This window comes from Marinobacter sp. M3C (assembly GCF_023311895.1).
GTDB lineage: Bacteria > Pseudomonadota > Gammaproteobacteria > Pseudomonadales > Oleiphilaceae > Marinobacter.
This window is the reverse complement of the sequence record NZ_CP092284.1, coordinates 4,621,140-4,645,449: the sequence shown is the minus strand read 5'-3', so window position 1 is coordinate 4,645,449 and position 24,310 is coordinate 4,621,140. Positions and strand designations below refer to the sequence as shown.

Annotated in this window: 25 protein-coding genes and 1 pseudogene; 18 read left to right on the top strand and 8 right to left on the bottom strand. The window is 55.0% G+C overall.

All coding sequences use genetic code 11. The features are described 5' to 3' along the window. Nucleotides 1-9 precede the first annotated feature (9 nt). Together MIH18_RS21815 and MIH18_RS21810 are read left to right on the top strand one after the other, a co-directional pair. A complete protein-coding gene (locus tag MIH18_RS21815; RefSeq protein WP_249005220.1) occupies nt 10-1,161 on the top strand; it encodes a cupin domain-containing protein in 1,152 nt (383 codons plus the stop codon). 19 nt (nt 1,162-1,180) lie between these two features. After that, the gene (locus MIH18_RS21810; RefSeq protein ID WP_249005221.1) at nt 1,181-2,173 is read left to right on the top strand and encodes a GNAT family N-acetyltransferase; all 993 of its coding nucleotides are present in this window, start codon (nt 1,181-1,183) and stop codon (nt 2,171-2,173) included. 1 nt (nt 2,174) lies between these two features. Here the strand turns inward: MIH18_RS21810 and MIH18_RS21805 are convergent, their stop codons facing one another. After that, entirely contained in the window at nt 2,175-3,155 is a 981-nt protein-coding gene (locus MIH18_RS21805) for a LysR family transcriptional regulator (protein ID WP_249005222.1), read from the bottom strand. Nucleotides 3,156-3,289: 134 nt separating this feature from the next. Here MIH18_RS21805 and MIH18_RS21800 point away from each other — a divergent pair, with 134 nt between their 5' ends. After that, nucleotides 3,290-4,063 carry a hypothetical protein gene (locus MIH18_RS21800; protein WP_249013474.1) on the top strand — a complete coding sequence of 258 codons (774 nt, stop codon included), beginning with the start codon at nt 3,290-3,292 and terminating at the stop codon, nt 4,061-4,063. Between the two features lie 7 nt (nt 4,064-4,070). Here MIH18_RS21800 and MIH18_RS21795 read toward each other — a convergent pair whose 3' ends face one another. Continuing rightward, on the bottom strand, nt 4,071-4,553 hold the full coding sequence (locus MIH18_RS21795) for a glutathione peroxidase (protein ID WP_249005224.1): 483 nt from the start codon (nt 4,551-4,553) through the stop codon (nt 4,071-4,073). Between the two features lie 287 nt (nt 4,554-4,840). On the opposite strand from MIH18_RS21795, the gene MIH18_RS21790 reads away from it, so the two are divergent. The 4 genes and pseudogenes from MIH18_RS21790 (at nt 4,841) to MIH18_RS21775 (ending at nt 7,428) form a co-directional block, all read left to right on the top strand. After that, the gene (locus MIH18_RS21790; protein ID WP_249005225.1) at nt 4,841-6,055 is read left to right on the top strand and encodes a pyridoxal phosphate-dependent aminotransferase; all 1,215 of its coding nucleotides are present in this window, start codon (nt 4,841-4,843) and stop codon (nt 6,053-6,055) included. 88 nt (nt 6,056-6,143) lie between these two features. Then, a pseudogene (locus MIH18_RS21785) lies at nt 6,144-6,458 on the top strand (protease HtpX); the annotation flags it as partial. 112 nt (nt 6,459-6,570) lie between these two features. Next, nucleotides 6,571-7,008, top strand: a complete 438-nt coding sequence (locus tag MIH18_RS21780; protein WP_249005227.1) for a phosphate-starvation-inducible PsiE family protein — start codon at nt 6,571-6,573, stop codon at nt 7,006-7,008. 78 nt (nt 7,009-7,086) lie between these two features. Further along, nucleotides 7,087-7,428 carry a hypothetical protein gene (locus MIH18_RS21775; RefSeq protein ID WP_249013473.1) on the top strand — a complete coding sequence of 114 codons (342 nt, stop codon included), beginning with the start codon at nt 7,087-7,089 and terminating at the stop codon, nt 7,426-7,428. Between the two features lie 110 nt (nt 7,429-7,538). On the opposite strand, the gene pdxB is transcribed toward MIH18_RS21775, so the two are convergent. The 3 genes from pdxB to MIH18_RS21760 form a co-directional block, all read right to left on the bottom strand. Then, complete coding sequence (gene pdxB / locus MIH18_RS21770; RefSeq protein WP_249013472.1) at nt 7,539-8,705, bottom strand: 4-phosphoerythronate dehydrogenase PdxB; 1,167 nt, start codon at nt 8,703-8,705, stop codon at nt 7,539-7,541. A gap of 116 nt (nt 8,706-8,821) precedes the next feature. Further along, nucleotides 8,822-10,213, bottom strand: a complete 1,392-nt coding sequence (locus MIH18_RS21765) for a DEAD/DEAH box helicase (RefSeq protein WP_249005230.1) — start codon at nt 10,211-10,213, stop codon at nt 8,822-8,824. Continuing rightward, complete coding sequence (locus MIH18_RS21760; protein WP_249005231.1) at nt 10,210-10,839, bottom strand: elongation factor P hydroxylase; 630 nt, start codon at nt 10,837-10,839, stop codon at nt 10,210-10,212. The genes MIH18_RS21765 and MIH18_RS21760 overlap by 4 nt, the downstream gene beginning before the upstream one ends. A 201-nt stretch (nt 10,840-11,040) precedes the next feature. On the opposite strand from MIH18_RS21760, the gene dsbD reads away from it, so the two are divergent. Next, nucleotides 11,041-12,972, top strand: a complete 1,932-nt coding sequence (gene dsbD / locus MIH18_RS21755; protein WP_249005232.1) for a protein-disulfide reductase DsbD — start codon at nt 11,041-11,043, stop codon at nt 12,970-12,972. 12 nt (nt 12,973-12,984) lie between these two features. On the opposite strand, the gene tusA is transcribed toward dsbD, so the two are convergent. Then, nucleotides 12,985-13,224 carry a sulfurtransferase TusA gene (gene tusA, locus MIH18_RS21750; RefSeq protein ID WP_249005233.1) on the bottom strand — a complete coding sequence of 80 codons (240 nt, stop codon included), beginning with the start codon at nt 13,222-13,224 and terminating at the stop codon, nt 12,985-12,987. A 97-nt stretch (nt 13,225-13,321) separates the two neighbouring features. Between tusA and MIH18_RS21745 the strand changes: the two genes are divergently transcribed. Then, nucleotides 13,322-13,612, top strand: a complete 291-nt coding sequence (locus MIH18_RS21745; protein WP_249005234.1) for an antibiotic biosynthesis monooxygenase — start codon at nt 13,322-13,324, stop codon at nt 13,610-13,612. A gap of 14 nt (nt 13,613-13,626) precedes the next feature. Here MIH18_RS21745 and MIH18_RS21740 read toward each other — a convergent pair whose 3' ends face one another. Beyond that, on the bottom strand, nt 13,627-14,337 hold the full coding sequence (locus tag MIH18_RS21740) for an alpha/beta family hydrolase (RefSeq protein WP_249005235.1): 711 nt from the start codon (nt 14,335-14,337) through the stop codon (nt 13,627-13,629). Between the two features lie 209 nt (nt 14,338-14,546). Here MIH18_RS21740 and ccoN point away from each other — a divergent pair, with 209 nt between their 5' ends. The 9 genes from ccoN (at nt 14,547) to MIH18_RS21695 (ending at nt 23,347) form a co-directional block, all read left to right on the top strand. Beyond that, nucleotides 14,547-15,977 (top strand): cytochrome-c oxidase, cbb3-type subunit I, encoded by a 1,431-nt coding sequence (gene ccoN / locus MIH18_RS21735; protein WP_249005236.1) that lies wholly within the window; start codon nt 14,547-14,549, stop codon nt 15,975-15,977. A 14-nt stretch (nt 15,978-15,991) separates the two neighbouring features. Next, the gene (ccoO, locus tag MIH18_RS21730) at nt 15,992-16,600 is read left to right on the top strand and encodes a cytochrome-c oxidase, cbb3-type subunit II (RefSeq protein ID WP_249005237.1); all 609 of its coding nucleotides are present in this window, start codon (nt 15,992-15,994) and stop codon (nt 16,598-16,600) included. A 4-nt stretch (nt 16,601-16,604) separates the two neighbouring features. Then, nucleotides 16,605-16,790 (top strand): cbb3-type cytochrome c oxidase subunit 3, encoded by a 186-nt coding sequence (locus MIH18_RS21725; RefSeq protein WP_249005238.1) that lies wholly within the window; start codon nt 16,605-16,607, stop codon nt 16,788-16,790. Continuing rightward, on the top strand, nt 16,787-17,677 hold the full coding sequence (gene ccoP, locus MIH18_RS21720) for a cytochrome-c oxidase, cbb3-type subunit III (protein ID WP_249005239.1): 891 nt from the start codon (nt 16,787-16,789) through the stop codon (nt 17,675-17,677). Before MIH18_RS21725 ends, ccoP begins: the two co-directional genes overlap by 4 nt. A 166-nt stretch (nt 17,678-17,843) precedes the next feature. Further along, the gene (gene ccoG / locus MIH18_RS21715) at nt 17,844-19,274 is read left to right on the top strand and encodes a cytochrome c oxidase accessory protein CcoG (protein WP_249005240.1); all 1,431 of its coding nucleotides are present in this window, start codon (nt 17,844-17,846) and stop codon (nt 19,272-19,274) included. Between the two features lie 65 nt (nt 19,275-19,339). Continuing rightward, complete coding sequence (locus MIH18_RS21710; RefSeq protein WP_249005241.1) at nt 19,340-19,843, top strand: FixH family protein; 504 nt, start codon at nt 19,340-19,342, stop codon at nt 19,841-19,843. Continuing rightward, nucleotides 19,840-22,293 (top strand): heavy metal translocating P-type ATPase, encoded by a 2,454-nt coding sequence (locus MIH18_RS21705; RefSeq protein ID WP_249013471.1) that lies wholly within the window; start codon nt 19,840-19,842, stop codon nt 22,291-22,293. Before MIH18_RS21710 ends, MIH18_RS21705 begins: the two co-directional genes overlap by 4 nt. 65 nt (nt 22,294-22,358) lie before the next feature. Continuing rightward, nucleotides 22,359-22,646, top strand: a complete 288-nt coding sequence (gene ccoS / locus MIH18_RS21700) for a cbb3-type cytochrome oxidase assembly protein CcoS (RefSeq protein WP_249013470.1) — start codon at nt 22,359-22,361, stop codon at nt 22,644-22,646. Further along, a complete protein-coding gene (locus tag MIH18_RS21695; protein WP_249005244.1) occupies nt 22,646-23,347 on the top strand; it encodes a sulfite exporter TauE/SafE family protein in 702 nt (233 codons plus the stop codon). Before ccoS ends, MIH18_RS21695 begins: the two co-directional genes overlap by 1 nt. Before the next feature lie 15 nt (nt 23,348-23,362). Here MIH18_RS21695 and ttcA read toward each other — a convergent pair whose 3' ends face one another. After that, nucleotides 23,363-24,277 (bottom strand): tRNA 2-thiocytidine(32) synthetase TtcA, encoded by a 915-nt coding sequence (ttcA, locus tag MIH18_RS21690; protein ID WP_249013469.1) that lies wholly within the window; start codon nt 24,275-24,277, stop codon nt 23,363-23,365. Nucleotides 24,278-24,310: the final 33 nt, after the last annotated feature.

Below are 24,310 nucleotides of genomic sequence, written 5' to 3'. Positions count from 1 at the left end.
AGTAACACCATGGACATGCTTGGCGGAATAACCCCTGCAGAGTTTTTACGCGACTACTGGCAGAAAAAGCCCCTGGTTATCCGCCAGGCGTTTCCCGGCTTTGAGAGCCCGGTGAGCGCCGACGAACTGGCCGGGTTGGCCTGTGAAGAAACCGTAGAATCGCGCATCGTAATTGAAGACGACGCCGGCAAGCCCTGGCAAGTTCATAACGGCCCATTCAGCGAAGAGCGTTTCAGCAAGCTGCCAGAGCAAAACTGGACCCTGCTAGTGCAGGGCCTTGACCACTGGGTGCCGGAAGTCGCCGATTTGCTGGAGCACTTCCGCTTTGTACCCAACTGGCGGCTGGACGACATTATGGCCAGCTACGCGCCGAAAGGCGGTAGCGTAGGCCCCCATTACGATCAGTATGACGTGTTTCTTTTGCAGGCCCAGGGTAACCGTCGCTGGACGTTCGGCGGTGAATGCGGCTCTGCTTCGCCCCGCCTGAAAGGCACACCGCTGCGTATTCTAAGTGACTGGCAGGGCGAGGAAACCGTGATTCTAGAGCCGGGCGACATGCTGTACCTGCCGCCCGCCATAGGCCACCATGGCATAGCCGAAGAAGACTGTATTACTCTGTCAGTAGGCTTCCGCGCGCCCACAGTCGACGATTTGCTCACCGGCTTTACCGACTTCCTGTGCAACCAGCCCAATGCGGCCGAGCACATGAATGATCCGGATCTGGCGCTGCAGGACAATCCCGGCGCCATCGCACCGGTGGTGATTGACCGCCTGGAAGCCTTGATACAGGAAAAAATAGGCGACCGGCGCAACCTGTCACTGTGGTTCGGCCAGTTTACCACTGCTCCAAAAAGCGCTGAAACCGTGGTGCCCGCCGATGAACCTGCCGCAAGCGAAGACCTTCAAGCAGCGATACAGGCCGGTGAACAGGTTCGCTGGAACGAAGGCTCTCGATTTGCCTTTTATGAACTGGACAACGAAACCGCACTGTTTGTAGACGGCGAGCAATACCTACTGCGCGGCGATGCTCGCCCATTTGCGCCGCTGCTGTGCGCTGGTGCCCGGGTTAACGCAAAGGCTTTGGCAGCGTTTGCCGAAGACGAAGCGATACTTGGGCTGCTCACCAATCTGTACAATCAGGGTTCTATCTACTTCGAATAAACGGCCGCACGGGGCTCCGATGAATATGCGCATTCGGAAATACAACTGGCACAGCGCGCCGCCGCAAATCCGGGGCATTCGCCAGCGGGTATTTGTTGAGGAGCAGAAGGTGCCGGAGGAACTGGAATGGGACCTCATCGACCAGAGCGCCGAACACTTTCTGGTAGTGGTAGATGGCAATATAGCCGCCGCCACGGCGCGCCTGTATGGCATTCCAGGTGCCACTGGTTTCATCGGGCGCATGGCGGTGCTGCCGCAATTCCGCGGCCAACAGATTGGCCAGGCTCTGTTGCAGCATCTGATTTGCCAAGGTGCGGTACACTACTCCCAGCTGCAGCTATCGGCGCAGCAGCACGCCGTTGAGTTTTACCAGCGTGCCGGATTTCACCTGTGTTCAGACCAATATGACGACGCCGGCATAGCGCATTTTGATATGCGTTGCCTGGCGCCTTCTGTGCTGGCCGAAGAGCTGGCGGCAGAACCGGCCGGGAAGCGGCCTGGCATTCGCAAATTTCCAATGAACCTTGGCGACGATTCGCGCAGTTGGCTGTTCGAGCGGCAGCAGCAACTGGTAGAGCTGATGCACAGCCTGGCGGGACAGGCCCGGCAGCGATTATGGCTGTACGACAACACGCTGGACTTCGACCTTTACGGTCAACCGCGCTTTTGCGAGTTGGTGTCGCAAATGGCAAGGCGCCATAGGCTTAGCGATGTCCGCCTACTGATTCAAGACGACAAAGCGCTGACTCAACGCCAGCACGGGCTGGCTGAGTTAATGCGGCGGTTGCCCAGCCGCATCGAACTTCGACTGTTAAGCGATACAACCCCACCAGAAAAAGAACCCTTTATGCTGGCCGACCGCCAAGGTGTGATTTACCGCCATGAGTTTGGCGGTAGCCAGGGATTTGCCAATTTTGCCGACGGCGGGCGGGTAAAGCGCCTGGAAGAGCGTTTCTTGCAAATGTGGAACACCGGCCAGCGCTCTGCAGAGCTACGAGTGCTTTCTCTTTAAATCAGCTGCGTTCGAAGGGTGTGCCAAATTCGGCAAACTCTGCGTCTACCTCTTCAGCCACCTCAGCGATCAGCCGGCGCAACCATTGGTGGTCGGCGTTGTGTTGCAGCAGCGGGCTCCAGGCCATTTTCAAATCGAACGGCGGAATGTCGAAGGGCGGCACTTTGAACACCAGGTGCGGGTTGTCACGCTGGAGCCAGGCCGCCCGTGATGGCAGCGTGGCAATCAGGTCGTGTTGCTCGGCCAGCAGCATGGCCACCTGATAGTGGCGGGTAAATACTGAAATCTGCCGTTTATGGCCAATCTTGGCCAGGGCTTCATCAACCCAGCCCAGGCGCTGCACGTCTTTAGGATTCACCCCTACCCCCACCCCAAACCCGGTCTTGCTGACCCAGATGTGGCTAGCCTGAAGATAGCTTTCCAGGGTAAACGATTGTTGCAAAATCGGGTTTTCAGCGTTCATCAGGCAAGCAAAATATTCGCTCCACAGGGTTTTCTGGTGAAACGACTGGGGAATCTTGTCGAAGCGGTTGATGGCCATATCCAGCCTGCCCTGCTCCACATCCAAAAAACTGACGTCGCTAGGGGTCAATACATCCAAAGTCACCTTCGGAGCTTCTTGGCGTATACGCCGCAGTACCCGCGGCATCAGGCAGGACTCAGCGTAGTCACTGGCCATAATACGAAACACGCGCTGGCTATTAATCGCAGAAAACGGGGTTTTATCCTGCATCACCTGCTCGATGCTGGACACAATCGAACGCACCACTGGCTGCAGCTCCCGGGCTCTTTCAGTGGCGGTCATGCCTTCGCTGGTGCGCACCAGCAAGGGGTCACCGAACAACTCGCGCAACCGTCGCAAGCCGTTACTCATGGCGGGCTGGGTAATGCCCAGATGGTTGGCTGCCTTGGTTACATTACACTCACGCAGCAGCACGTCCAGATACACCAGTAAATTCAGGTCTACGCGGGAAATATCCAAGGCCTGCTCTCCTTCACATTTAACAACATTCTCAAGCCTTCACATTTAAAAACATTGTTAAGGCGCTATTTCTGATACCCTTTTTATAACTACTAAAGCTGCGCCAGCTTGCCTACGGAGTCTTGTCGTAAGTCATGGAAACTTCAACACTTGTTCTGCTATTAGCCGCCGTGGTTGCCATTGCGATTACCGTGGTCACCATCAGCCACCTGCGTGAAAAGGCCCGCATTCAGCGCATCCGCCGCATTGCTATGCTGGAAGAGAGCTACAAACTCGCCAATCGGCTTTTAACGGAACTGCCGGGCCAGTATGTGACCGGTGATTTGAAGCTGGTCCTTATTAAACAAATGGAACACAGCTGCAATGGCTTGGCAACCCTGAACACAGCCTTGCCAATTGATAAACGACGCGATGCGCTGGGCCATCTGAAGCAGCAGATACGCGACGGTGCAGACAAAACAATGCAGATGCGCATAGATTCACCGCAAAAAGCCACCGCGGTCAAAGATTTACTGCAGAGCCTGTTCGCCCTGTTAGAGACGATGCACAAGGCCGGCCGGCTGGACACCGCCACAGCGCGGAAGAACCTGAAATACGTGCTGTTTCTGGTGCACAAAACCCACACCGATCTGCATGTTTTCCAAGCCCGGGATTATGTGCACCAGAACGAAATACGTAAAGCCATTCACGCATACCATCTGGCCAGCACCGAGATGGGCAAATCTGCGGATAACCCCGTGGCCATGAAAGCCGTGAAAAGCTTCCGCACACGCATCAAGGAACTGGAGGCGCTGACCGGCACAGAGACCGACAGCGTAAGCCTTGACGCTCACCGCAAGCACGATAAAGAGTGGGATACCCTTTTGGAAGACGACAGCTGGAAGAAAAAAACCAACTACGACGATTAAAAGGGTACTAACCCAGCGCTTTTTCGATGTCAGCACGAATGTCGGCAGGTTTGGTGGTGGGAGGGTAGCGCTTGAGCACCTCGCCGTCGCGATTCACCAGAAACTTGGTAAAGTTCCACTTCACTTGCTCAGACCCCAGCAGCCCCGAGGCTTCGTGCTTTAGATAGCGGTAAAGCGGATGTGTGTTGTCGCCGTTTACCTCAACTTTCGAAAACATCGGAAAGCTGACGCCGTAGTTCAGCGAACAAAATTGGCCGATGCTGTCGTTGCTGCCCGGGTCCTGATTCATAAACTGATTGCAGGGAAAACCCAACACTTCCAGCCCCCGATCAGTCAGGTCACTGTAAAGTGTCTGTAACCCCTCAAATTGTGGTGTGAAACCGCATTTGCTGGCGGTGTTTACGATCAGCAAGACTTTGCCCTGATAAACAGCCATGCTTTGGGCGTTACCGCTAATGTCTTTTACCTCAAAATCATATATACCGGCCATCGCGCTGTTCCTTTTATCTGAAATACGTTGGAATGTTGTCTGAAACACGTTGGAGCGCTTTCTAAAATAAGGAGAAATGCTGTGGAACCTGGTCGAACGCCAAGCTTAGCACTCGTTGCCAGCCTGCGTGCAGATTAGTATTTCACATGCAACGGCGGAATCTGCTGTAACTTAACACTATTCATCATAATTCAACTGTTGTTCAGGACACCTGCTCCATTAGAATGGAAAGCGACTTCCTGATTTTTTTATTCGCCGCAACATACGCCATAGAGGATCGACCGGGCATGCAGAATTATCACAAATCCACCAAACTGGACAATGTGTGCTACGAGATACGCGGCGTGGTTCTGCGTGAAGCGAAGCGCCTGGAAGAAGAAGGCCATCGCATACTGAAACTGAATATCGGCAATCCGGCCAGCTTTGAGCTCGATGTACCGGAAGAAATTCAGCAAGACGTCATCTACAACATGCACCTGGCCCAAGGCTATGTGGAATCCAAGGGCCTGTTTTCCGCGCGCAAGGCGGTGATGCACTATTGCCAGCAGCGCGGCATCGACAAAGTCGACATTGATGACATTTACCTGGGTAACGGGGTCAGCGAACTGATCGTAATGTCTATGCAGGCCATGCTCAATACTGGCGACGAAGTGTTGATTCCCGCGCCTGACTACCCGCTATGGACCGCCGCGGTAGCGCTTTCCAGCGGCAAACCCGTGCACTATCACTGCGATGAACAGCAGGGCTGGTTTCCGGATATTGATGACATCCGCCGCAAAATCACCAAACGCACCCGGGCGATTGTGCTGATTAACCCCAACAACCCCACAGGCGCGGTTTATTCCACCGAGCTGCTGCATCAGGTGATTGAGCTGGCGAGGGCCCACAACCTGATCATTTTATCTGACGAGATTTACGACAAGATTCTTTACGATGGCGTAACGCATGTTTCTACCGCGTCCCTCGCCGATGACGTGCTCTTTTTCACCTACAACGGCCTGTCGAAAAATTATCGTGCTGCAGGCTATCGATCCGGCTGGATGATCATCAGCGGCGCCAAACACAAAGCCACCGACCTGATTGAGGGCATCGAAATGCTCTCGAACATGCGCCTGTGCGCCAACGTACCAGCCCAGTTGGCTATCCAGACGGCGTTGGGTGGCTACCAGTCCATCAACGACCTGGTGACTCCGGGCGGCCGCCTGTTCGAACAGCGCCAAACCGCGTGGGAATTGCTCAACGACATCCCCGGCGTCAGCTGCGTAAAGCCACAGGGTGCGCTCTATTTGTTCCCCAAGCTGGACCCCAAGCGCTACCCCATCGTTAACGATGAGAAACTGGTACTGGACCTGCTGATTCAGGAAAAGATACTGCTGGTTCAGGGTTCCGCTTTTAATGTAAAAGACAGGCAACATCTGCGGGTTGTTTTCCTGCCGCGCAAAGACACTCTGGCCGATGCCGTGGGTCGCTTGGAGCGATTCCTGGAACAATACAAGCAGTAAGACTGTCACATCGTCTGATTGGCCGAATTTACAACCGCCCTTTAATGCGCATTCGTAAACATTTTTACATTCACAAGAGAAGGAAACTATGAGAATACTGCTGTTTCTGGCCACCAACCTGGCGGTAATCCTGGTAGCCAGTTTCACTTTGAGACTACTGGGCGTAGACAGCTATCTGGCCCAGAACGGTATTGATTACGGCTCTCTGCTGATTTTTGCGGCTGTATTCGGCTTTGCCGGTTCCCTTATATCGCTGCTGATTTCAAAACCGATGGCGAAATGGAGCACCAAAGCCCGGGTGATCAACACACCGCGCACACCGGTGGAGCGCTGGTTGCTGGAAACCGTAGCGGAGCTGGCCAAAAACGCCGGTATTGGCATGCCTGAAGTCGCCATTTTCCCGCCAGGAGCAACGTATCCAGGCGTTACAGCAGGCCAAACTTTAAAAAAAGGTATAAATACTTTCTATGCTCAATAAGCGGGACGTGGACAGTAAAAGCACGAAGGAACAGCTGATGAAGCACGACGAGATACCGGCAGACAGCGACGACCCGCTTCTGAACATACTGCACAAGTCAATCCGCTTTGCGGTGCGTATACTCGCAGTCCTGATGGTGATGGTGATTTACTGGAGCGTCGCCGACGTCATTTATGTAATTTACGAAAGATTGCAGTCCCCACCCTTTATGTTGATGGATGTGGAAGACATTCTTCAGGTGTTTGGTGCCTTTATGGCGGTGCTGATCGCCATCGAAATTTTTATCAACATTCGGCTTTATCTGGGCTCAAACGTGATTCCGGTACAGTTGGTTATCGCCACTGCACTAATGGCCATTGCCCGAAAGGTTATTGTGCTGGACCTGACCCTGGTCAGCGCTGAACAGATTGTTGGCATCGGCATTACTGCGCTGGCTCTGGGGATCTGTTACTGGCTGGTACGACAGAAAACCTGACCCATAAGGAAAAACTCTATTTTTCTGAGCCGCGGCCGCGGTAATATCAAACTCTATGCCACATAAGGGGTAACTGTCATGAAAACGATCCATAAGTTTCGGCTTGAAGGCAGCAAGGTTATCAACACCCTGAAACTGCGGGAGGGCTACAGAGCGGTGCGCTGCGAGTACGTAGTGCCCGACAAGTGCGTGTATCTGTGGGTTGAACAGCCGTTGAATGTTGACATTGCTACGGTAGTGCGGCAATTCGTTGTGACGTTTTCAGGAGACCCGGTACCCATCCGCTACAACTATGTGGACACCGCTATCGACATTTTGGGCGCAGAAGCCTACCACGTATTCGAAGTATCTGGGGCGGCTAACGGCGAAATTCTGGCTAAAGGAGAAGTGCTCGCCGAGCCTCTGGCTTCCGGGCACTAAGGCGCCGCTTTTAAACAGCGGCCGTCGGGATTGGCCTGCAGGATTCGACTCTAAAGAAACACAAAAAGGCCCTAACGGGCCTGTTCTGGTTATGAGCGGTAAAGCGGACGTCAGATATTGACTTTGAATCCCAGCGAGCGGAATTGCTCTCCCATGGATTTGCTGCTGCCCTTAAGCTGGACTTTCAAGCTGGAACATTCACGGCGCACCGGATATTCCTTGCGAAGCCGATCAAAGGCATGGGCGCGCTGCTGTTCGTCGCCCGCCATGCTCAGCCGCAAGCGCGCGTCGTCACGGCGAGGATCGTAGCAATTATGCAAAGCAAGCTGTACCGCATCGTCGCCGGCGCTGCTGGTGAATGCCAGCTTGCTTAGAGGAGGCTGGGGCAAATACTGACCAGCCTGTTTGCGCACGGGCAGGCCAAGAAAGCGAGACAGCGCCCGGTATATGGTTTCAGTGCCATGCACTTTGCCTTCCAGACTGTACCCGGCGATGTGCGGGGTGCCCAACCAAACCTGCTGCAGCAACTGCGGGTCTATTTTCGGTTCGTTTTCCCACACGTCTAACACGACTGTTGGCGCATCTGGCTGGTGCAGACGGGCAAGCAAAGCGGCGTTATCGATTACTTCACCTCGCCCGCTATTGATCAATAATTGACCAGATTTTAGTGTCGCCAGCTCTTGAGCTCCCAACAAGTGATAGGTTGGGTGCTCGCCATCGCGGGTTAGTGGGGTGTGCAACGTTACCAAGTCACACTCAAGCGCCTGCTCAAGACCGGAGAATTCCGTCGAACTTGGCTCATCCTGCCCGCCATATTGGGCCTGCTGCCTTGGCGGATCGCACAGAACAACGGTAAAGCCCAAGCGCTCCAGCCTTTGCGCCAATAACCCGCCAACGTTGCCGGCCCCCACAATACCAACACTCTGCCGTGCCCAGTTGCTGAGCCCGCGTCTGGATGCATGCAACGAAGCCACGGCCAGCACGTACTCAACCACACTGTTGGCATTGCAGCCGGGGGCGGCGCAAAAATGGATGCCCTGGGATTCTAACCAGAACCGGTCAACATGGTCGGTGCCAATGGTGGTGGTGCCCACAAAACGCACCCGGCTGCCTTCCAGCAAGTCGCGATTGACCCGGGTAACCGAACGCACCAGCAACACATCGGCGTCGCGCACCTGGTCCGGGCTGAGCTCTCGGCCGCTGACCCGGCGGATGTCACCAAAATCGGAAAAAAACGAGTCCAGTAACGGAATGTTTTCGTCTGCAACAATCAACATGCCGGTCGTCCGCCTTTTTATCTAAACTGGTATGTGCCTAAAACGTCATCTCTAAGCTTTTGTGCCCAACGTCTCTATTCAAACTGTCTTCAGGTCTATTTAAAAGGTCGCCTGAATCAGCTTCTGCGCGGCCGGCTATTGCCGCTGCGGTTGCCACTGCTACGGTTACCAGTCGGGCGCGTGCCCTGTGGCCGACGACCGCGCTTGCGGGCGATAGGGGCGTTATCCATCGGCACCATCAACGCTTCGTCCGGCACCTCGTTGGCAAGCTTCTGACCGATGTACTTTTCAATCGCCGGCAGGGCGAAGGAATCGTCTTCGCCGGCAAAGCTGATAGACACGCCGGTGCTGCCGGCACGACCGGTGCGACCGATACGGTGTACGTAATCTTCGGCGTTATCGGGCAGATTATAGTTGAACACATGAGTTACGCCGTTAACGTGAATACCACGGCCTGCAACGTCTGTTGCCACTAACACTTGAATGCTGCCGGCTTTGAACTGCTCAAGGGTTTTCAGGCGTTTAGCCTGGGCAATCTCGCCAGACATCAGCGAAACAGACACCCCCTGGTTGCGCAGGTCTTCTTCCAAATCACGGCACTGGTCACGGCGATTGGCGAACACCAGTGCCTTGTCCACTTCCGGGCGCTTCAGATAATTCACCAGCACCTGCAGTTTTTCATCATCGCCGACCAGGTACACGGTCTGCTCAACCCGCTCGGCGGTTTTTTGCTCCGGCTCAATTTCCACAAACTCGGCGCTTTGGGTCCACATAGACGCAAGATTCAGTACATCCTGGTTGAACGTCGCGCTAAACAGCAGCGTTTGGCGATCTTCCTTCGGCGTGCACTTGCGGATAATGCGTTTAACATCCGGAATAAAACCCATGTCGAGCATGCGGTCGGCTTCGTCAAGAATCAAAATATCGATCTGGTCGAGAAACACGTCCTGAGAGCCCAGAAAATCGATCAGCCGGCCTGGCGTTGCCACCAGAATATCCACGACTTCGTTCTGTAACTGATCACGCTGCTTGTCATAGTGCATTCCGCCAACCACGGTCACAACTTTATGGCCGGTATGGGCACACAACTGCTCGGCGTCTTTGGCGATCTGCATCGCCAACTCGCGGGTGGGCGCCAGCGCCAGAACCCGCGGCTCCGAGGCAAAGCGCTTGCTGTCTTCAATCGGGGTTTCCAGCATGGTCTGGATCGCGGTAATCAGAAACGCTGCGGTTTTGCCGGTGCCGGTCTGGGCCTGGCCGATCAGATCCTGGCAGGCCAGGGTCCAAGGCAGGGTTTCGGCCTGTATCGGAGTGCAGTATTCAAAGCCTATGGCGGCAATGGCCTGCTGCAGGCGGTGATCCAGATTCAGATCACTAAAGCGCAAATCAGAGGTGTGGCTGCGATCGGTAGTAGGGCTGTCAATAACGGGACTGTCACTAGCACTGGAGATGTCGTTATCAGCAGTAGACGTCGGGTTGCTGTCAGTAGAATTATTATCAATGGTCATACAGTTTCGGTGTCCTTGGTATTCCGGGAGTCAGAACCGACAGCCGCCCATAATGGCGCAACTCGCCGTGCATCTTTTTGCAAGGCCTCTGTCAGCGAGCCCTCGGTTCCATAAAAACGCATTAGCGCGTGTAAAAAATCCGCTGCGCGGCAGGGTATGTTGTTATAGAAGCCGCTCAGGGGTGTGTTCTTAAATTCGCCCGCACCGGCATCAGGATCATCCTGTGCAAGATACTCTGTTGCCTGGCAAACAACCTGGTTGGCAAACAGTTGCGGATTGGCTGCGCCCTGCCCCGCCAGATTGTCGACGCTGATATGAAAACGCCAGCCACAAGCCAAGGCAAACAACCATTCCAAAGCCTGGGGTTTTACCTCAACCTGCTCGAAAGCGCACTGCTGCTCGCGGCTGCGGCCGTCAGGGCAATACCAATAGCCGTAATCTTGCAGCGTACGGCGGTATTCACCGGCAATGCACCAATGGCTGACTTCGTGCAAGGCACTGGAAAAATAGCCGTGAGCAAAAACCACTTGTGCCGGACCTGAGCCAGCAGGCAAATATTCCGGTTCGTCGTCGCCACGCACCAAAATAGTCTGGCGAGGCTGACGGAACAAACCATTAAATAGCATGATAAGATCGTTTGAGCAGTGCATCATTGGGGAGCTATTGTGCGACTTTAACAGCCTCAATGCCAGCGCGATCTTGGGCCTGCGTCAAGGCATAAAGTGCTGCGCCGGAAAACGTCGACGCACACTTGGGGAACTTGGCGCAACATTTACCCTCTACACCGCAGTCGGTTTCCATTCATTCGTTTGCAATTAAGGCTCAACATGATTGTTACTGCCACAGCCCGGCAACGGCCTCGGGCTTTTTGCCAGCTAAGCGCGCTGGTCGCATTGATGGTGTTTTTGCTGGCGCACAACACCGCGTTCGCGCAACAGGATGCCACATTCTCAAGCTGGTTTGGCGGCAGCTCCGCCAGCCAAGGGAATTTTCTTCCTGTCGATCAGGCGCTGCCTTTTAGTTACCGCACCGACGGTGACGCGCTAATACTCGAGTGGGACATTGCGCCAGAGCACTATCTTTATAAGAGCCGTATTTCAGTAACCCCGGTCAGCGCGGACATCAGCTTGGGAGAGCTTAGCTTCGAACGCCTGGGCATTATCACCAACGACGAGTTTTTTGGCGAGATGGCGGTGTTTTACGATCCAATCCAGGCTCGACAACCGATTCAACTGCCCCCCGGGGTCACCGAAGCCGAGCTTCAGGTCAGCTATCAGGGCTGCGCCAGTGCCGGTTTGTGCTACCCGCCGCAAACCCGCGACCTGCTGTTTTATGCCAACAGTAATGGCTTAAGCAGTGCTGCGCCCGGCGAGGCGATCAATTCCAATGCCACGTCTGCCAGCAGCAACAGCCGCCCTAACCCAGCGGACGCTGTGTCCGATACTCGCAGCGCCAGTGGACTTGCCGGCTTTATGAGCCAACAGCCAACCTGGCTGATCGTTGGCGTATTTTTCCTGTTGGGCCTGGGGCTGACTTTTACTCCCTGCGTGCTACCCATGATACCCATCATTTCCTCGCTGGTGTCTGGCCAGAATACCCGCTCCAGCGCCCATGCTCTGGTGCTTGCGTCTAGTTACGTGCTGGGCATGGCGCTGACCTACGCCGCAGCCGGCGTGGTGACCGGTTTGCTGGGGGCCAGCTTTAACCTGCAAGCACAACTGCAGTCGCCCGTGGTACTGGGCGTATTCGCAGCGCTGTTCACCGTATTTGCGCTGGCCATGTTTGACGTTTTTGAATTACAACTACCGGCGTTTATCCGCAACCCTCTCAGCAATGCCAGCCAAAACCTGTCCGGCGGGCGCATTGCCAGCTTGTTTGGAATAGGTGCGCTGTCGGCGCTGGTGGTATCGCCTTGCGTGTCGGCGCCGCTGGCAGGCAGCCTGTTGTACATTTCCGCAACCCAGGACGCGGTCATCGGCGGTCTGGCGCTGCTGGCCATGGGCCTTGGTATGGGCGTACCGCTGATTGCTGTGGCGGTGGGTGGGCGCAAAATTCTGCCGACCTCGGGCGCCTGGATGTCGACGATCAAACACGGCTACGGCATTATGCTGCTGGCCGTCGCCATCTGGCTGCTGGAACGGATGCTTGCGCCTTGGCTTACTCTAACGCTGTGGGGCTTGCTGGTTGCCGTGGTGGGTGTTCAGTTGGGCGCCTTCGACGCCGCCAAAGCCGGCTTGCAACGCACCCGCAAGGGGCTTGGGCTAGTGGCCTTTGCTTGGGGTATGGCGCTGCTGGCGGGTGCACTGGCGGGTGCCAGCGATCCGCTGCGGCCGCTGGCACCGTTTACGGCGGGTAGCGTGGGCAGCGGCGCCGGCAGTGCGGCCAGCCACGCCAACTTCCAGCGCACCAGTGAACCGCAGCAGATACGCCAGCTTTTGCAACAGGCACAAGCAGCCGGTAAACCCGCGTTACTGGATTTGTACGCCGACTGGTGCATTGCCTGCAAGGTTATGGAGCGCAATGTATTCAGCGACGCCCAGGTAATTCAGGCACTGGCACCTTACAGTCTGATACAGCTTGATATGACGGCCAACACGCCACAGCAGCAGGCCCTGCTAGACGAGCTCGGTCTTTTCGGACCGCCGGGTATCTTGTTTTACAACTTGAGTGGTCAGGAAATCGGTAACCAACGTATTCTGGGAGAGATGAACCGCAGCGAATTTCTACAGCACCTGAGCGGCGTTAATATTCGCGACTGACACGTTAAACCTTCAACCGCCGCGACGAATCATAAAATGGAACTCGCCATCGGGTTGGTTCTGGGCTAGAAGTTCGTGGCCGAGAAACTGACAAAACCGGGGAATGTCACGCACAGTGGAGGGGTCTGTTGCCGTTACCCGAAGAATGCCGCCCGCCGGCACGTCCAAAATACGGCTGTGCAGCATCATTACCGGTTCCGGGCAATATAGGCCCCGGGCATCGAGTTCTGCATCAAATTCTGGATTTTCCACGGTTTAGCTCCTGAGAATGGGTCGATTCAACCTATAAATCTGTAAACTTGCTGCTTATTGGACACCAGAATTCGAACCACAACAACCGAGGCACGCCATGATCCGAGTATTAATTGAACGGCACATCGCCGAATCCCTGGAGGCAGCTTACGAAACCCGCTCGCGCAAGGTGTTGCAAAACGCGGTTGCGGCCCCGGGCTTTATATCCGGTGAAGCCTTAAGCAATCGAAACGATCCGAACAACCGCTTTATACTTTCGAATTGGCGCTCGGTCAGTCACTGGGACCGGTGGTACCGATCGAAAGAGCGCAAAGAGCTAATGGCGGAATTGATGCCGATTATGGATCGTGAAGAAATAATCACCATACTCGAGCAGGGCGGATCCTGATTACCCGGCAAGAGTCAGCGTTCAGCGATGATCCTGTTTGCGAATTGCCGAGTCAATTGCGCAGCCTGGCGAATTAAATCGTTCTGGGTTTCTGGCTGGCGCGCGAAGGGCTGGAAGTCATGATTGCCACCCTCCAGCCAACGCAACTCGCAGTTGGCCAGAGCGGCGCTTTGAATTACAAGCTCTGCCGGTTTGCCGAACGGGTCGCGGGTACCCTGAACAATTAGCAGCGGACAGGTAATGTGCGCCAAGTGCTCAGTGCGCCAGCGGTCAAGCTTGCCCGGCGGATGAAACGGGTAGCCGTAACAGACCACCGCATCCATCAAGTTGCTCGCTAAAAGGTTGCTATTAAAACTCGAGTCCGAACTTTTACTTATATTGGCAGGTTGAGCCAGTAAGCTGGCCATACGCCCGCCCATGGATTTTCCACCTGCCATCACAAAGCAATCCTGCGGCAGCTCGTCTTTTGCACGCTTGAGCGCCTGAACGAAGCTGTCTAGCAAGCCCGGTTGCCGACCGGGCGGGCGTTTACGTCCGTCAAAGCGGTGCTGTTGCATGAAAGGGAACTCGAATCTCACGCTAGAAACACCTACGTCACTCAGTGCGATAACCAGTTGTTCCATATAGTCAGAATCCGCCGGCGCTCCGGCACCGTGGGCAATAACCATAGCAATCTTAGGGGTATTGTAAAAACCAACACTAGGCAACCATGTATTTTCGTTCATGTTTCTCCCAGGAGAGTCACGTTAAATGGCATAAGCACAATACGAAAAGAGTCCAACCAGATTGCATCCCACTTACTTAACTCCTTGCCGCACATCCATTTCCGCTACTTTTGATGCATGCCAGGAGTTGACCTGAATCATTGCAAAGGCCTAATGCTTTCCTCATAATTACGCCCGCATAAACCCCTTTTTAACCCAATGGTAAGGCTATGAGCACATTGAATCCGAACCTGACATACAACTACAAGGTGGTAAGGCAGTTCGCCATCATGACGGTCGTATGGGGAATTGTTGGCATGGCTCTGGGTGTGCTGATTGCAGCACAGCTGGTTTGGCCGGCCCTCAATTTCGACCTTCCGTTTACCCACTTCGGCCGTTTGCGGCCGCTACACACCAACGCTGTTATCTTTGGCTTTGGTGGAAGTGCGTTGTTTGCAACGTCGTACTACGTCGTGCAGCGTACCTGTCAAGCACGCTTGTTTTCCGACAAGCTTGCTGCCTTCACGTTCTGGGGCTGGACAGCCATTATCATCTCCGCAGCCATCACTCTTCCCATGGGCCTGACGTCCACAAAAGAATATGCCGAACTTGAGTGGCCGATCGACATCGCAATTGCGATAGTGTGGATCACTTATGCGGTCGTCTTTTTTGGCACCATTACCAAGCGCAGCATGCCGCACATTTATGTGGCTAACTGGTTTTACGGTGCTTTCATTATTACCATCGCGGTTCTGCATATCGGTAATAATCTGGCGCTTCCGGTTAGTGCGTTCAAGTCCTACTCGGCCTATGCCGGTGTGACCGATGCGATGATGCAGTGGTGGTATGGTCACAACGCCGTAGGTTTCTTCCTGACGGCAGGCTTCCTGGGCATGATGTACTACTTCGTTCCCAAGCAGGCTGGCCGTCCGGTTTATTCTTATCGCTTGTCTATCGTTCACTTCTGGGCGCTGATTGCCACCTACGTATGGGCCGGTGGTCACCACCTGCACTACTCTGCCCTGCCAGACTGGGCCCAAACCGCCAGCATGGTTATGTCTCTGATTCTGCTTGCTCCATCCTGGGGTGGCATGATCAACGGCATGATGACGTTGTCCGGCGCATGGCACAAACTGCGTACCGATCCTATCCTGCGCTTCCTGGTGGTTTCCCTGTCGTTCTACGGCATGTCCACCTTTGAAGGCCCGATGATGTCAATCAAGACCGTTAACGCCTTGTCGCACAACACAGACTGGACCATTGGCCACGTGCATTCCGGTGCTCTGGGCTGGGTTGCCATGATCAGCATTGGTGCTATCTATCACCTGGTTCCAAAACTCTGGGGCTTGAAAGAGATGCACAGTACCAACCTGATCAACGTCCATTTCTGGCTTGCCACAGTGGGCACCGTATTGTACATCGTCTCCATGTGGGTTAACGGCATTATGCAGGGCCTGATGTGGCGTGCGGTTAACGAAGACGGCAGCCTGACATACAGCTTTGTGGAAGCTCTGGAAGCCTCTTACCCCGGCTACTTTGTCCGCTTCCTGGGTGGCGTGCTCTTCCTGAGCGGTATGCTGTTTATGGCGTACAACGTCTTCGTGACTATTCGTCAGAAAGAAGCCGTTGCCGAGAATAACGCCGCTGTCCAGGCCGTGTAACGGAGAGAAATCAGATGAATCATGAAACAGTAGAAAAGAACCTTGGCTTGATGATCGTACTGATCATTCTGACCATCAGTGGCGGTTTTTTGGTGGAAGTCGTTCCGCTATTCTTTTTGAAGAGCGTCAACACACCCATCGAAGGTCTTGAACCTCTGGCAGCGCTTGAACTGGAAGGTCGTGACATCTACATCCGCGAAGGTTGTCATGTATGCCACACCCAACAGATCCGCCCGTTCCGTGCGGAAACCGAGCGCTATGGCCACTACTCCGTTGCGGGCGAGTTCGTTTACGACCGCCCGTTCCTGTGGGGTTCCAAACGTACCGGTCCGGATCTGGCCCGCGTTGGCGGCCGTTATTCCGATGCCTGGCAGCGCCAGCATCTGTATAACCCGCGCAGTGTGGTTCCCGAATCCAACATGCCAGCATTCCCCTGGCTGTTCGAAGATCGCGTCAATCATAACGGTACCGCAGCCAAATTGACGGCTATGCAAACCCTGGGTGTTCCCTACACCGACGAGCAGATCGCAAACGCTCCAGCCGCATTAGAGGGCAAGTTTGAGATCGAAGCTCTGCTTGCATACCTGCAGCAGCTGGGTACCATCCTTCCGAACAAACGGTGATTTGATGGATGCTAACGACTTACGCGGTGTTCACACCCTTATTATAATGGCGATGTTTATCGGCATTATCTGGTGGGCGTTCAGCGCCCATCGCAAGAAGGCGAACGAAGAAGCATCGCACCTGCCGTTTGATGACGACGAGGTCGCACAGCGTACCCTTGAACGGGAAAAAACGGAGAAAAAACAATGACTACCTTTTGGAGCATCTGGGTCACTGTGATCGTGCTCGGTACTATTTTCGGTTGTACCTGGCTGCTGCTTTCGACTCGCAAAAGCCAGACCTCCGATGTGGAAACCGACCGTACTATGGGTCATTCCTTCGATGGCATCGAAGAATATGACAATCCGCTGCCGAAGTGGTGGTTCTATCTGTTCATGTCCACCATTGTATTCGCGCTGGGCTATCTGGCGCTCTACCCGGGCCTTGGTAACTTCAAGGGCCTGCTGGGCTGGACGTCTGTCAACCAGTGGGAAGCAGAAGTTGCCGAGGCCGATGCGCTTTACGGCCCGATCTACGCACAGTACGGCAAAACAGCGGTACCGGAGCTTGCCAAGGTAGACGACGCCAAGAAGCTTGGTCAACGTCTGTTCGCCAACAACTGCGCAGTGTGCCACGGTTCTGCCGCACGCGGCCAAGTGGGCTTTCCCAACCTGACCGACACTGACTGGCTATACGGTGGTTCACCGGAAGCTATTCTGCACACATTGAACAACGGTCGCATGGGCGTTATGCCGGCCAAAGGCGTGATGCCCAACATGACCGATACCCAAGTCGATCAGGTGGTCAACTACGTGTTGAGCTTTAGTAACCGTGCCAAAGATCCAGAATCTGTTGAAGCTGGAAAGGCCGTGTTCATGCAGGCCTGCACGGCGTGTCACGGTGTCGACGGTAAGGGCATGCAAGCCTTGGGTGCGCCTAACTTGACTGACAACGTATGGCTGTATGGTTCTACCTTCGACTGGATCCGTCAAACGGTCATCCACGGTCGGCAGAACCAAATGCCTTCACAAAGCGGTCGCTTGTCTCAAGATCAGATTCAGATTCTCGCCGCCTACGTTTACAGCATGTCGAACTGAAAAAACCGGCCGGAGTTCGCTCCGGCCTGGTCCTTTCAACTCTGCGTCTGCCTCTGGCGGGGACAGACTTGAAGTGATCAAACAGGTGATCCACCTGACACAGATCAAGCATTCACTTCCAGGACCCTCCGCGCCCTGCCCCTGTTTATTTTCATCGGAGAAATCGATGAGCACCAAGATTCCGGTACAACAAATTGACCCGGCCAACGAGCCTTCAGACAAGAGGAAGGGGTCTCAATCTGTTGACCTTTACGCCAGTCGCAAAAAGATTTATGTCAAAGAAATAAAGGGCTTTTTCCAGCGTATTCGCACATTCAGCCTGCTGGCGTTGATGGGCATGTATTTTTTGTTCGCCTGGCTAACGCTGAACGGCGAGCCGTTGATTCACTTTGATCTGCCAGCCCGCGAATTCCACATGTACGGTGCTACCTTCTTCCCGAAAGATTTCTTTCTACTGTCAGGCATGCTGATCATCAGTGCTTTCGGTCTGTTTTTTATCACCACCCTTTTTGGTCGCGTATGGTGCGGTTACACCTGCCCGCAAACGGTATGGACCTTCATCTTTATGTGGGTGGAAGAACGCATCGAGGGTGGTCGCAACAAGCGTATGAAGCTCGACAAAGCGCCCAATTCCCGCTCAAAAGTCGCAAAGAAAACCGCCAAACATGTCATTTGGCTGCTAATTTCGCTGGCAACGGGTTTGACCTTCGTTGGCTATTTTTATCCAATTCGTGAGCTGATTGTCGATCTCTTTACCCTGCATGCCAATGGCTGGGCTTACTTCTGGGTCGCCTTTTTCACCGTTGCCACTTATCTTAACGCCGGCTGGATGCGCGAGCAGGTGTGCCTGTACATGTGCCCGTACGCCCGCTTCCAATCGGTTATGTTTGACCCCAATACCCGTATTGTGTCCTACGACCCTAACCGCGGCGAACCCCGTGGCGGCCGTAAGAAAGAAGTCAAACCTGATGAAGTCGGCCTGGGTGACTGCATCGACTGCGGCCAATGCGTTCAGGTGTGCCCGACCGGCATCGACATTCGTGACGGCCTGCAATACGAGTGTATCGGCTGCGCCCTGTGTATTGATGCCTGCGACGACATCATGGACAAGATGAACTACCCGCGCGGCCTGATTCGCTACACTACCGAAAACGAGCTGGAAGGAAGAACCTCTAAACTGCTGCGCCCGCGCACCTTCGGTTACGGCTTTATGCTGGCGCTGATGATCGGCGCTATTGGCTACACGGTAGCCAGCCGGGTTCCAGCGCAATTGGATGTACTGCGCGATCGTGGCGCACTGTTCAGCTTTAACGGCCAGGGCCGGATCGAAAATTCCTACACCCTGAAGTTGGCCAATATGTCTGAAGCAACGCAAACCTACACACTGAGCGTCAGTGGCATGGACGACATCCAGATTCTGACGCCGACCCAGATCACCGTTACAAGCGGCGAAAAATACTCGCTACCGACCGTGGTGGACGTTCCGCCAGAATCCATTAGCCAGAGCAACAACGATATTGTCTTCAAGGCCGAATCCGATGACGAAATTGTTCTGACGCTTGAAACTGAAAGCCGATTTGTCGGTCCAACGCGCTAACGGCGGTTGAGCCGCAAAGCACGACGCTTGAATAAAGCTTGAACGTAAAATCGAGACATAACTTTATGACTGCTGAAACACCCGTTGCACCCTGGTACCGCCAGCCCTGGTTCTGGTTTTTGACCATCGCTCCACTGGCAGCGATTACGTGGAGTATGACCATGCTGGTCGTTGCCATTAACATGGAAGACAGCATGGTGTCAGACGACTATTCGAAGGAAGGTCGGGGTATCAACCTTGAAATAGCCCGTGACGTCAGGGCCGCCGAACTGGAACTGGTAGCCGACATCCAGTTTGATGGCCGCCAACTGTCCCTGGACCTGGCCTCTACCGAAGATTTCCCGTATCTGATACTGGACTTGTTCCACCCAACCCTGGACAAGTACGATCGGGTGGTACAGTTCCGCCGCGAGAGCTTGGGCCACTACACAGCGCTAATGAATGAAGACATCGACGGCCGCTGGTACTACGATTTACGCGGTCCTACCAACGACTGGCGACTGAAAGGCGAAGCCTGGCTGCCAGCAGAGAACGGACTCAAGCTGAAAGCGGGCCTAGTTAAAGGGTGATCCCCTTGAATTGCTTCCACTGCGGCGAGCCGGCAAACGGCGAGCCGGCTATTACCCTGCTTTTGGATGACAAACAAAGGCACTTTTGCTGCCAGGGCTGCAAAGCCGTTTGTGAAACCATCCGCCGGGAGGGCTTGGCTGGGTTCTACGATTTCCGCACAGAGCCTGCTATCACTCCGCGACAGCTTACCGGCGCAGAGCTTGGCCGCCTGCGCGAGCTTGACCATCCTTTGGTACAGCAGTCGTTTGTCAGCCCGGTAAAAGCCGGCCAGGAAGCCCAGATTCTGATTGGCGGCATTACCTGTGCGGCCTGCATCTGGCTGCTTGAAAACCACCTGCAGAGACAGACCGGAGTGCTGTCGTTTACCGTCAACCACACCACCCAGCGCGCGCGACTGGAGTGGGCCTCAGACCAGGTTCAGCTCAGCGACTTGCTGATAGCGGTGCACCAGCTGGGCTATACCGCCCGGCCCTACCACGCTGATGAAGTAGAAAACGCACTGAAAGTAGAACATCGCTCTATGCTGATCCGCCTGGCCGTGGCAGGCATTGGCTCGTTCCAGAGCATGATGCTGGCGTTTCCCATGTATTTTGGAATGGTGAACGATCTATCGTCAGATTTTGTCAGCTTCTTCCGCTGGTTCAGCCTGCTGGTGGCCACCCCGGTGGTGTTTTACAGTGCCAAACCGTTTTTCCGGAACGCCAGCCGCGACCTTCGTAGCCGCCACCTGACTATGGACGTGCCGGTCGCCATTGCTATTGGCCTGGCCTACGGCGCCAGCGCCTGGGTAACGGTGATGGGCGGCGACGAAGTCTATTTTGAATCGGTGTGCATGTTCACTTTTTTCCTGTTGCTGGGCCGTTATATTGAAGTGCAGGCGCGTTATCGTGCCGGCCTGTCCGGCAACGCCCTGGTGGGTTTTCAGCCCAGGGTGGCCACGCTTGTGACCGGCAGCAACAGCGAAACCAATGTTGTTGCCGCCCACAGCTTGAAAGCCGGCGATGTGGTGCGCATCCGCCCGGGTGAAACCCTGCCAGTAGACGGCGAAATACTCCGCGGCCAGTCTACCCTCAACGAAGCCGCGTTAACCGGTGAGTATCTTCCAGAAACCCGAATACCCGGAGATACCGTGCACGCCGGCAGCGTTAACGGCGAAAACGCGCTGGACATCACAGTGGTGAGTGCAGGCGCGCAAACCCGTCTGTCGAGCATTCTGCGGGTGCTCGATCGGGTGCAGTCGGAAAAACCAAAAGTAGCCCGCATGGCCGATCGGATGGCTGGCAAATTTGTCGGCCGAGTGCTGATTCTGGCGCCTATAGTGTGGTTGGGTTGGTGGTGGTACGGCGCCGATAACGCGTTTGATATTACTCTTTCAGTGCTGGTGGTTACCTGCCCCTGCGCGTTGTCGTTGGCCACTCCTACTGCCATTACAGCGGCCACGGTAAAGCTGCGCAAACTTGGCCTGCTGCCCACCCGTGGCCATACCCTTGAGTCCATGAACGATGTCGACACCGTGGTGTTTGATAAAACAGGCACCCTCACCCGTGGTGAGCTCAGCCTAGTGAACCAGCACAGCGCGGGCACTCTCGATGCTGACCAGTGCCTTCGCCTGGCCGCTGGCCTGGAAGCGTTTTCTGAACACCCCATTGCCAGAGTGTTTCACGATTTGCCAAAAGCCCTGATCAGCAACGTCAAAAATTACTTGGGCGGCGGGTTGTCTGGCCACTGGGGCGAACAGACTTTGTACATTGGCCATCCACAATTTGTCGCCGAGCACAGCGGCTTGGCCTTGCCAGAGGCGCCTGAATGTACAGGTATCGCCATTTGGCTGGCCTCAGACCAACAATGGTTGGCCCGCTTTCAGCTTGACGACCAGCCCCGTGCCGACGCAGCCAACGCCATTGCAGCGTTACACGACCTTGGCATTCGCACCCTACTGCTCAGCGGTGACCGCTCTGGACACGTGCAACAGATTGCCCGCCAACTGGGTATTAATGAAGCCATTGGCCAGGCTTCGCCGGAAGACAAACTGGCGGTGTTACAAAAGCTCAATGCCGAGGGCTGCAAGATCATGATGGTGGGCGACGGCCTGAACGATTTGCCGTCTATGGCCGGAGCCAGCGTGTCTGTGGCCATGGGCTCAGCCGCAGACCTGACCCAGCTTAAAGCCGACGCCGTACTGCTCAATGGCCAGCTAATGCAACTGGTAGAAGCGCTGGCCACAAGTCGCCAGACCCGCAAGGTTATTCGCCAGAATTTGTGGTGGGCATTGATTTACAATCTGGCCGCGCTGCCTTTGGCGGCGGCAGGCCTGGTGCCACCTTGGTTGGCCGCCATCGGTATGTCCGCCAGTTCTCTGGTGGTGGTATTAAACGCGCTGCGCCTGGGCAAAATGCCAACGCCAGCCCGCAAGTCACAGCCGTTAGTTGGCAGTATGGCGCTGCGCTGATAGCCTGAATTTCATGAATCCGTTTTCAAAGCTGGACTTTAAACCCCAAATCCCGGGAGTGCATTGTGGAAATTGTTGTGGTGCTTGTACCGTTAATGCTGATGCTGGTCACTGGTGGCATTGTTCTGTTCAACTGGGCGGTCAAAAACGGCCAGTATGACGACCTGGAAGGGCCCGCCCACCGCATTCTGTATGACGACGACAAAGACCGAATTCCGGAAGACGCCATCACCGGGTTGGAAAAAACCCGGCGTAGTGCCAGCGACCCACAAGATGAGCCACAAACCGACACTGACACTGGCACGTTAAAAGCCGATGAAGCGGCGAGCAAGCCTGGCAGCAGCAGCAACTGATGGCGGGCGAACTTTACCTCAGCTATTCCAGCGCGTTTCTGATTGGCATCCTCGGCAGCACTCATTGCCTGGGCATGTGTGGTGGAATCAGTGCGTCACTATCTATGGCAATGCCAGTAGGCAAGGGTTTTCGCCTGCGCCAGACACTCACCCTGCTGGCGTTCAACGGGGGCCGCATTGGCAGCTATGCGCTGATTGCCGCCTTGGTGGCATTACTGAGCACCTCGGCGGCAAGCCAATGGGCGTCCATGGGGCTGGCATTACGAACTCTGGCAGGGCTACTGCTGATTTTTATGGGATTGTCCATGGGGCAGTGGTGGCAGGGTATCCGTTATGTGGAAAAGCTGGGTGCGCCGGTGTGGAAAAAACTGTCGCCGCTAACCCGCAAACTGCTGCCAGTGCACAACCCTATGCAAGCTCTTGCGTTGGGTGCTCTTTGGGGCTGGCTGCCTTGCGGTCTTGTATACAGCACTCTGGGATGGGCAGCACTGCAGCCTACCGTGCCATCAGCGGCACTGACCATGTTGTTCTTTGGTCTGGGCACCTTGCCCTCTATGTTGGCCACCGGTTACGCCGCGCGCTGGGTACGCGGGCTGCAAAGCCACCGGTTATTCCGTAAATTCAGCGGCGTGATGCTGGTTGTGTTCGGGTTTTGGACCCTGCCTCTGATGGCCCTGATGGGCGCCGGCGGCATGCACTGACCAAAACCTTCAAGGTTACAGGTTCAGAACGTCAAGGCGCCCGAACTCTTCCCTAGCCTTGCCTGAAACCACTGTAACGCCCGGCTTTGCGTCGCCATTCGGAGCAACAGAACGCGGTGCCCAGCTTCTGGAATTTTCCGGAAAATTATATAACTGCGGGTCTGCCAGGTGCGATGGTTCTACGTTACACAAGGCACTAAACATGGTTTCCAGGCGCCCGGGGTGCTGTTCATCCCAGACCTTGAACATGTCTTTTATCACCTGGCGTTGCAGATTTTCCTGAGAGCCACACAAGTTACAGGGAATAACCGGATAGCCCCGCAGTTCGGCGAAGCGTTCAAGGTCCTTCTCACGGCAATAGGCCAACGGTCGGATGACCGTATTTCGGCCGTCGTCACTGTGCAGCAGAGGTGGCATAGACTTGAGCTTGCCAGCGTAGAACATATTTAGAAACAGGGTTTCCAGCAGGTCGTCACGATGATGGCCAAGAGCAATTTTGGTCACCCCATTGGCCTCGGCGAAGGCATACAAAATCCCCCGCCGCAGTCGTGAGCACAAACCACAGGTGGTTTTACCGGCGGGAATTTTATCTTTAACGACGCTGTAAGTATCTCGCTCGATAATATGGTATTCAATGCCCAGATTCTGCAGGTATTGCGGTAAAACATGCTGCGGGAAACCTGGTTGTTCCTGATCCAGATTGACCGCAATCACCTCAAAACGCACCGGAGCTTTTTTCTGCAAGCTCAGCAGAATGTCCAGCATCGCATAGGAATCTTTCCCGCCGCTGAGGCAACACATAATCTTGTCGCCGGCCTCGATCATCGAGAAGTCCGCAATTGCTTGCCCGGCTTCCCGTTGCAGGCGCTTCTGCAGTTTTTGTTGCTCGCGCCGCGCATCGGGTTTTTGCGGATCAGTTACTGGGTGCATAGCGATTTCAACGTTAAAAAATGTAAAGCGCGA

Bases quoted from the DNA above. Each gene is read 5' to 3' on its own strand.
- MIH18_RS21815 (WP_249005220.1), top strand. From the start codon at position 10: ATGGACATGCTTGGCGGAATAACCCCTGCAGAGTTTTTACGCGACTAC.
- MIH18_RS21810 (WP_249005221.1), top strand. From the start codon at position 1,181: ATGAATATGCGCATTCGGAAATACAACTGGCACAGCGCGCCGCCGCAA.
- MIH18_RS21800 (WP_249013474.1), top strand. From the start codon at position 3,290: ATGGAAACTTCAACACTTGTTCTGCTATTAGCCGCCGTGGTTGCCATT.
- MIH18_RS21795 (WP_249005224.1), bottom strand. From the start codon at position 4,553: ATGGCCGGTATATATGATTTTGAGGTAAAAGACATTAGCGGTAACGCC.
- MIH18_RS21790 (WP_249005225.1), top strand. From the start codon at position 4,841: ATGCAGAATTATCACAAATCCACCAAACTGGACAATGTGTGCTACGAG.
- MIH18_RS21780 (WP_249005227.1), top strand. From the start codon at position 6,571: ATGAAGCACGACGAGATACCGGCAGACAGCGACGACCCGCTTCTGAAC.
- MIH18_RS21775 (WP_249013473.1), top strand. From the start codon at position 7,087: ATGAAAACGATCCATAAGTTTCGGCTTGAAGGCAGCAAGGTTATCAAC.
- pdxB (WP_249013472.1), bottom strand. From the start codon at position 8,705: ATGTTGATTGTTGCAGACGAAAACATTCCGTTACTGGACTCGTTTTTT.
- MIH18_RS21765 (WP_249005230.1), bottom strand. From the start codon at position 10,213: ATGACCATTGATAATAATTCTACTGACAGCAACCCGACGTCTACTGCT.
- MIH18_RS21760 (WP_249005231.1), bottom strand. From the start codon at position 10,839: ATGCTATTTAATGGTTTGTTCCGTCAGCCTCGCCAGACTATTTTGGTG.
- dsbD (WP_249005232.1), top strand. From the start codon at position 11,041: ATGATTGTTACTGCCACAGCCCGGCAACGGCCTCGGGCTTTTTGCCAG.
- MIH18_RS21745 (WP_249005234.1), top strand. From the start codon at position 13,322: ATGATCCGAGTATTAATTGAACGGCACATCGCCGAATCCCTGGAGGCA.
- MIH18_RS21740 (WP_249005235.1), bottom strand. From the start codon at position 14,337: ATGAACGAAAATACATGGTTGCCTAGTGTTGGTTTTTACAATACCCCT.
- ccoN (WP_249005236.1), top strand. From the start codon at position 14,547: ATGAGCACATTGAATCCGAACCTGACATACAACTACAAGGTGGTAAGG.
- ccoO (WP_249005237.1), top strand. From the start codon at position 15,992: ATGAATCATGAAACAGTAGAAAAGAACCTTGGCTTGATGATCGTACTG.
- MIH18_RS21725 (WP_249005238.1), top strand. From the start codon at position 16,605: ATGGATGCTAACGACTTACGCGGTGTTCACACCCTTATTATAATGGCG.
- ccoP (WP_249005239.1), top strand. From the start codon at position 16,787: ATGACTACCTTTTGGAGCATCTGGGTCACTGTGATCGTGCTCGGTACT.
- ccoG (WP_249005240.1), top strand. From the start codon at position 17,844: ATGAGCACCAAGATTCCGGTACAACAAATTGACCCGGCCAACGAGCCT.
- MIH18_RS21710 (WP_249005241.1), top strand. From the start codon at position 19,340: ATGACTGCTGAAACACCCGTTGCACCCTGGTACCGCCAGCCCTGGTTC.
- MIH18_RS21695 (WP_249005244.1), top strand. From the start codon at position 22,646: ATGGCGGGCGAACTTTACCTCAGCTATTCCAGCGCGTTTCTGATTGGC.
- ttcA (WP_249013469.1), bottom strand. From the start codon at position 24,277: ATGCACCCAGTAACTGATCCGCAAAAACCCGATGCGCGGCGCGAGCAA.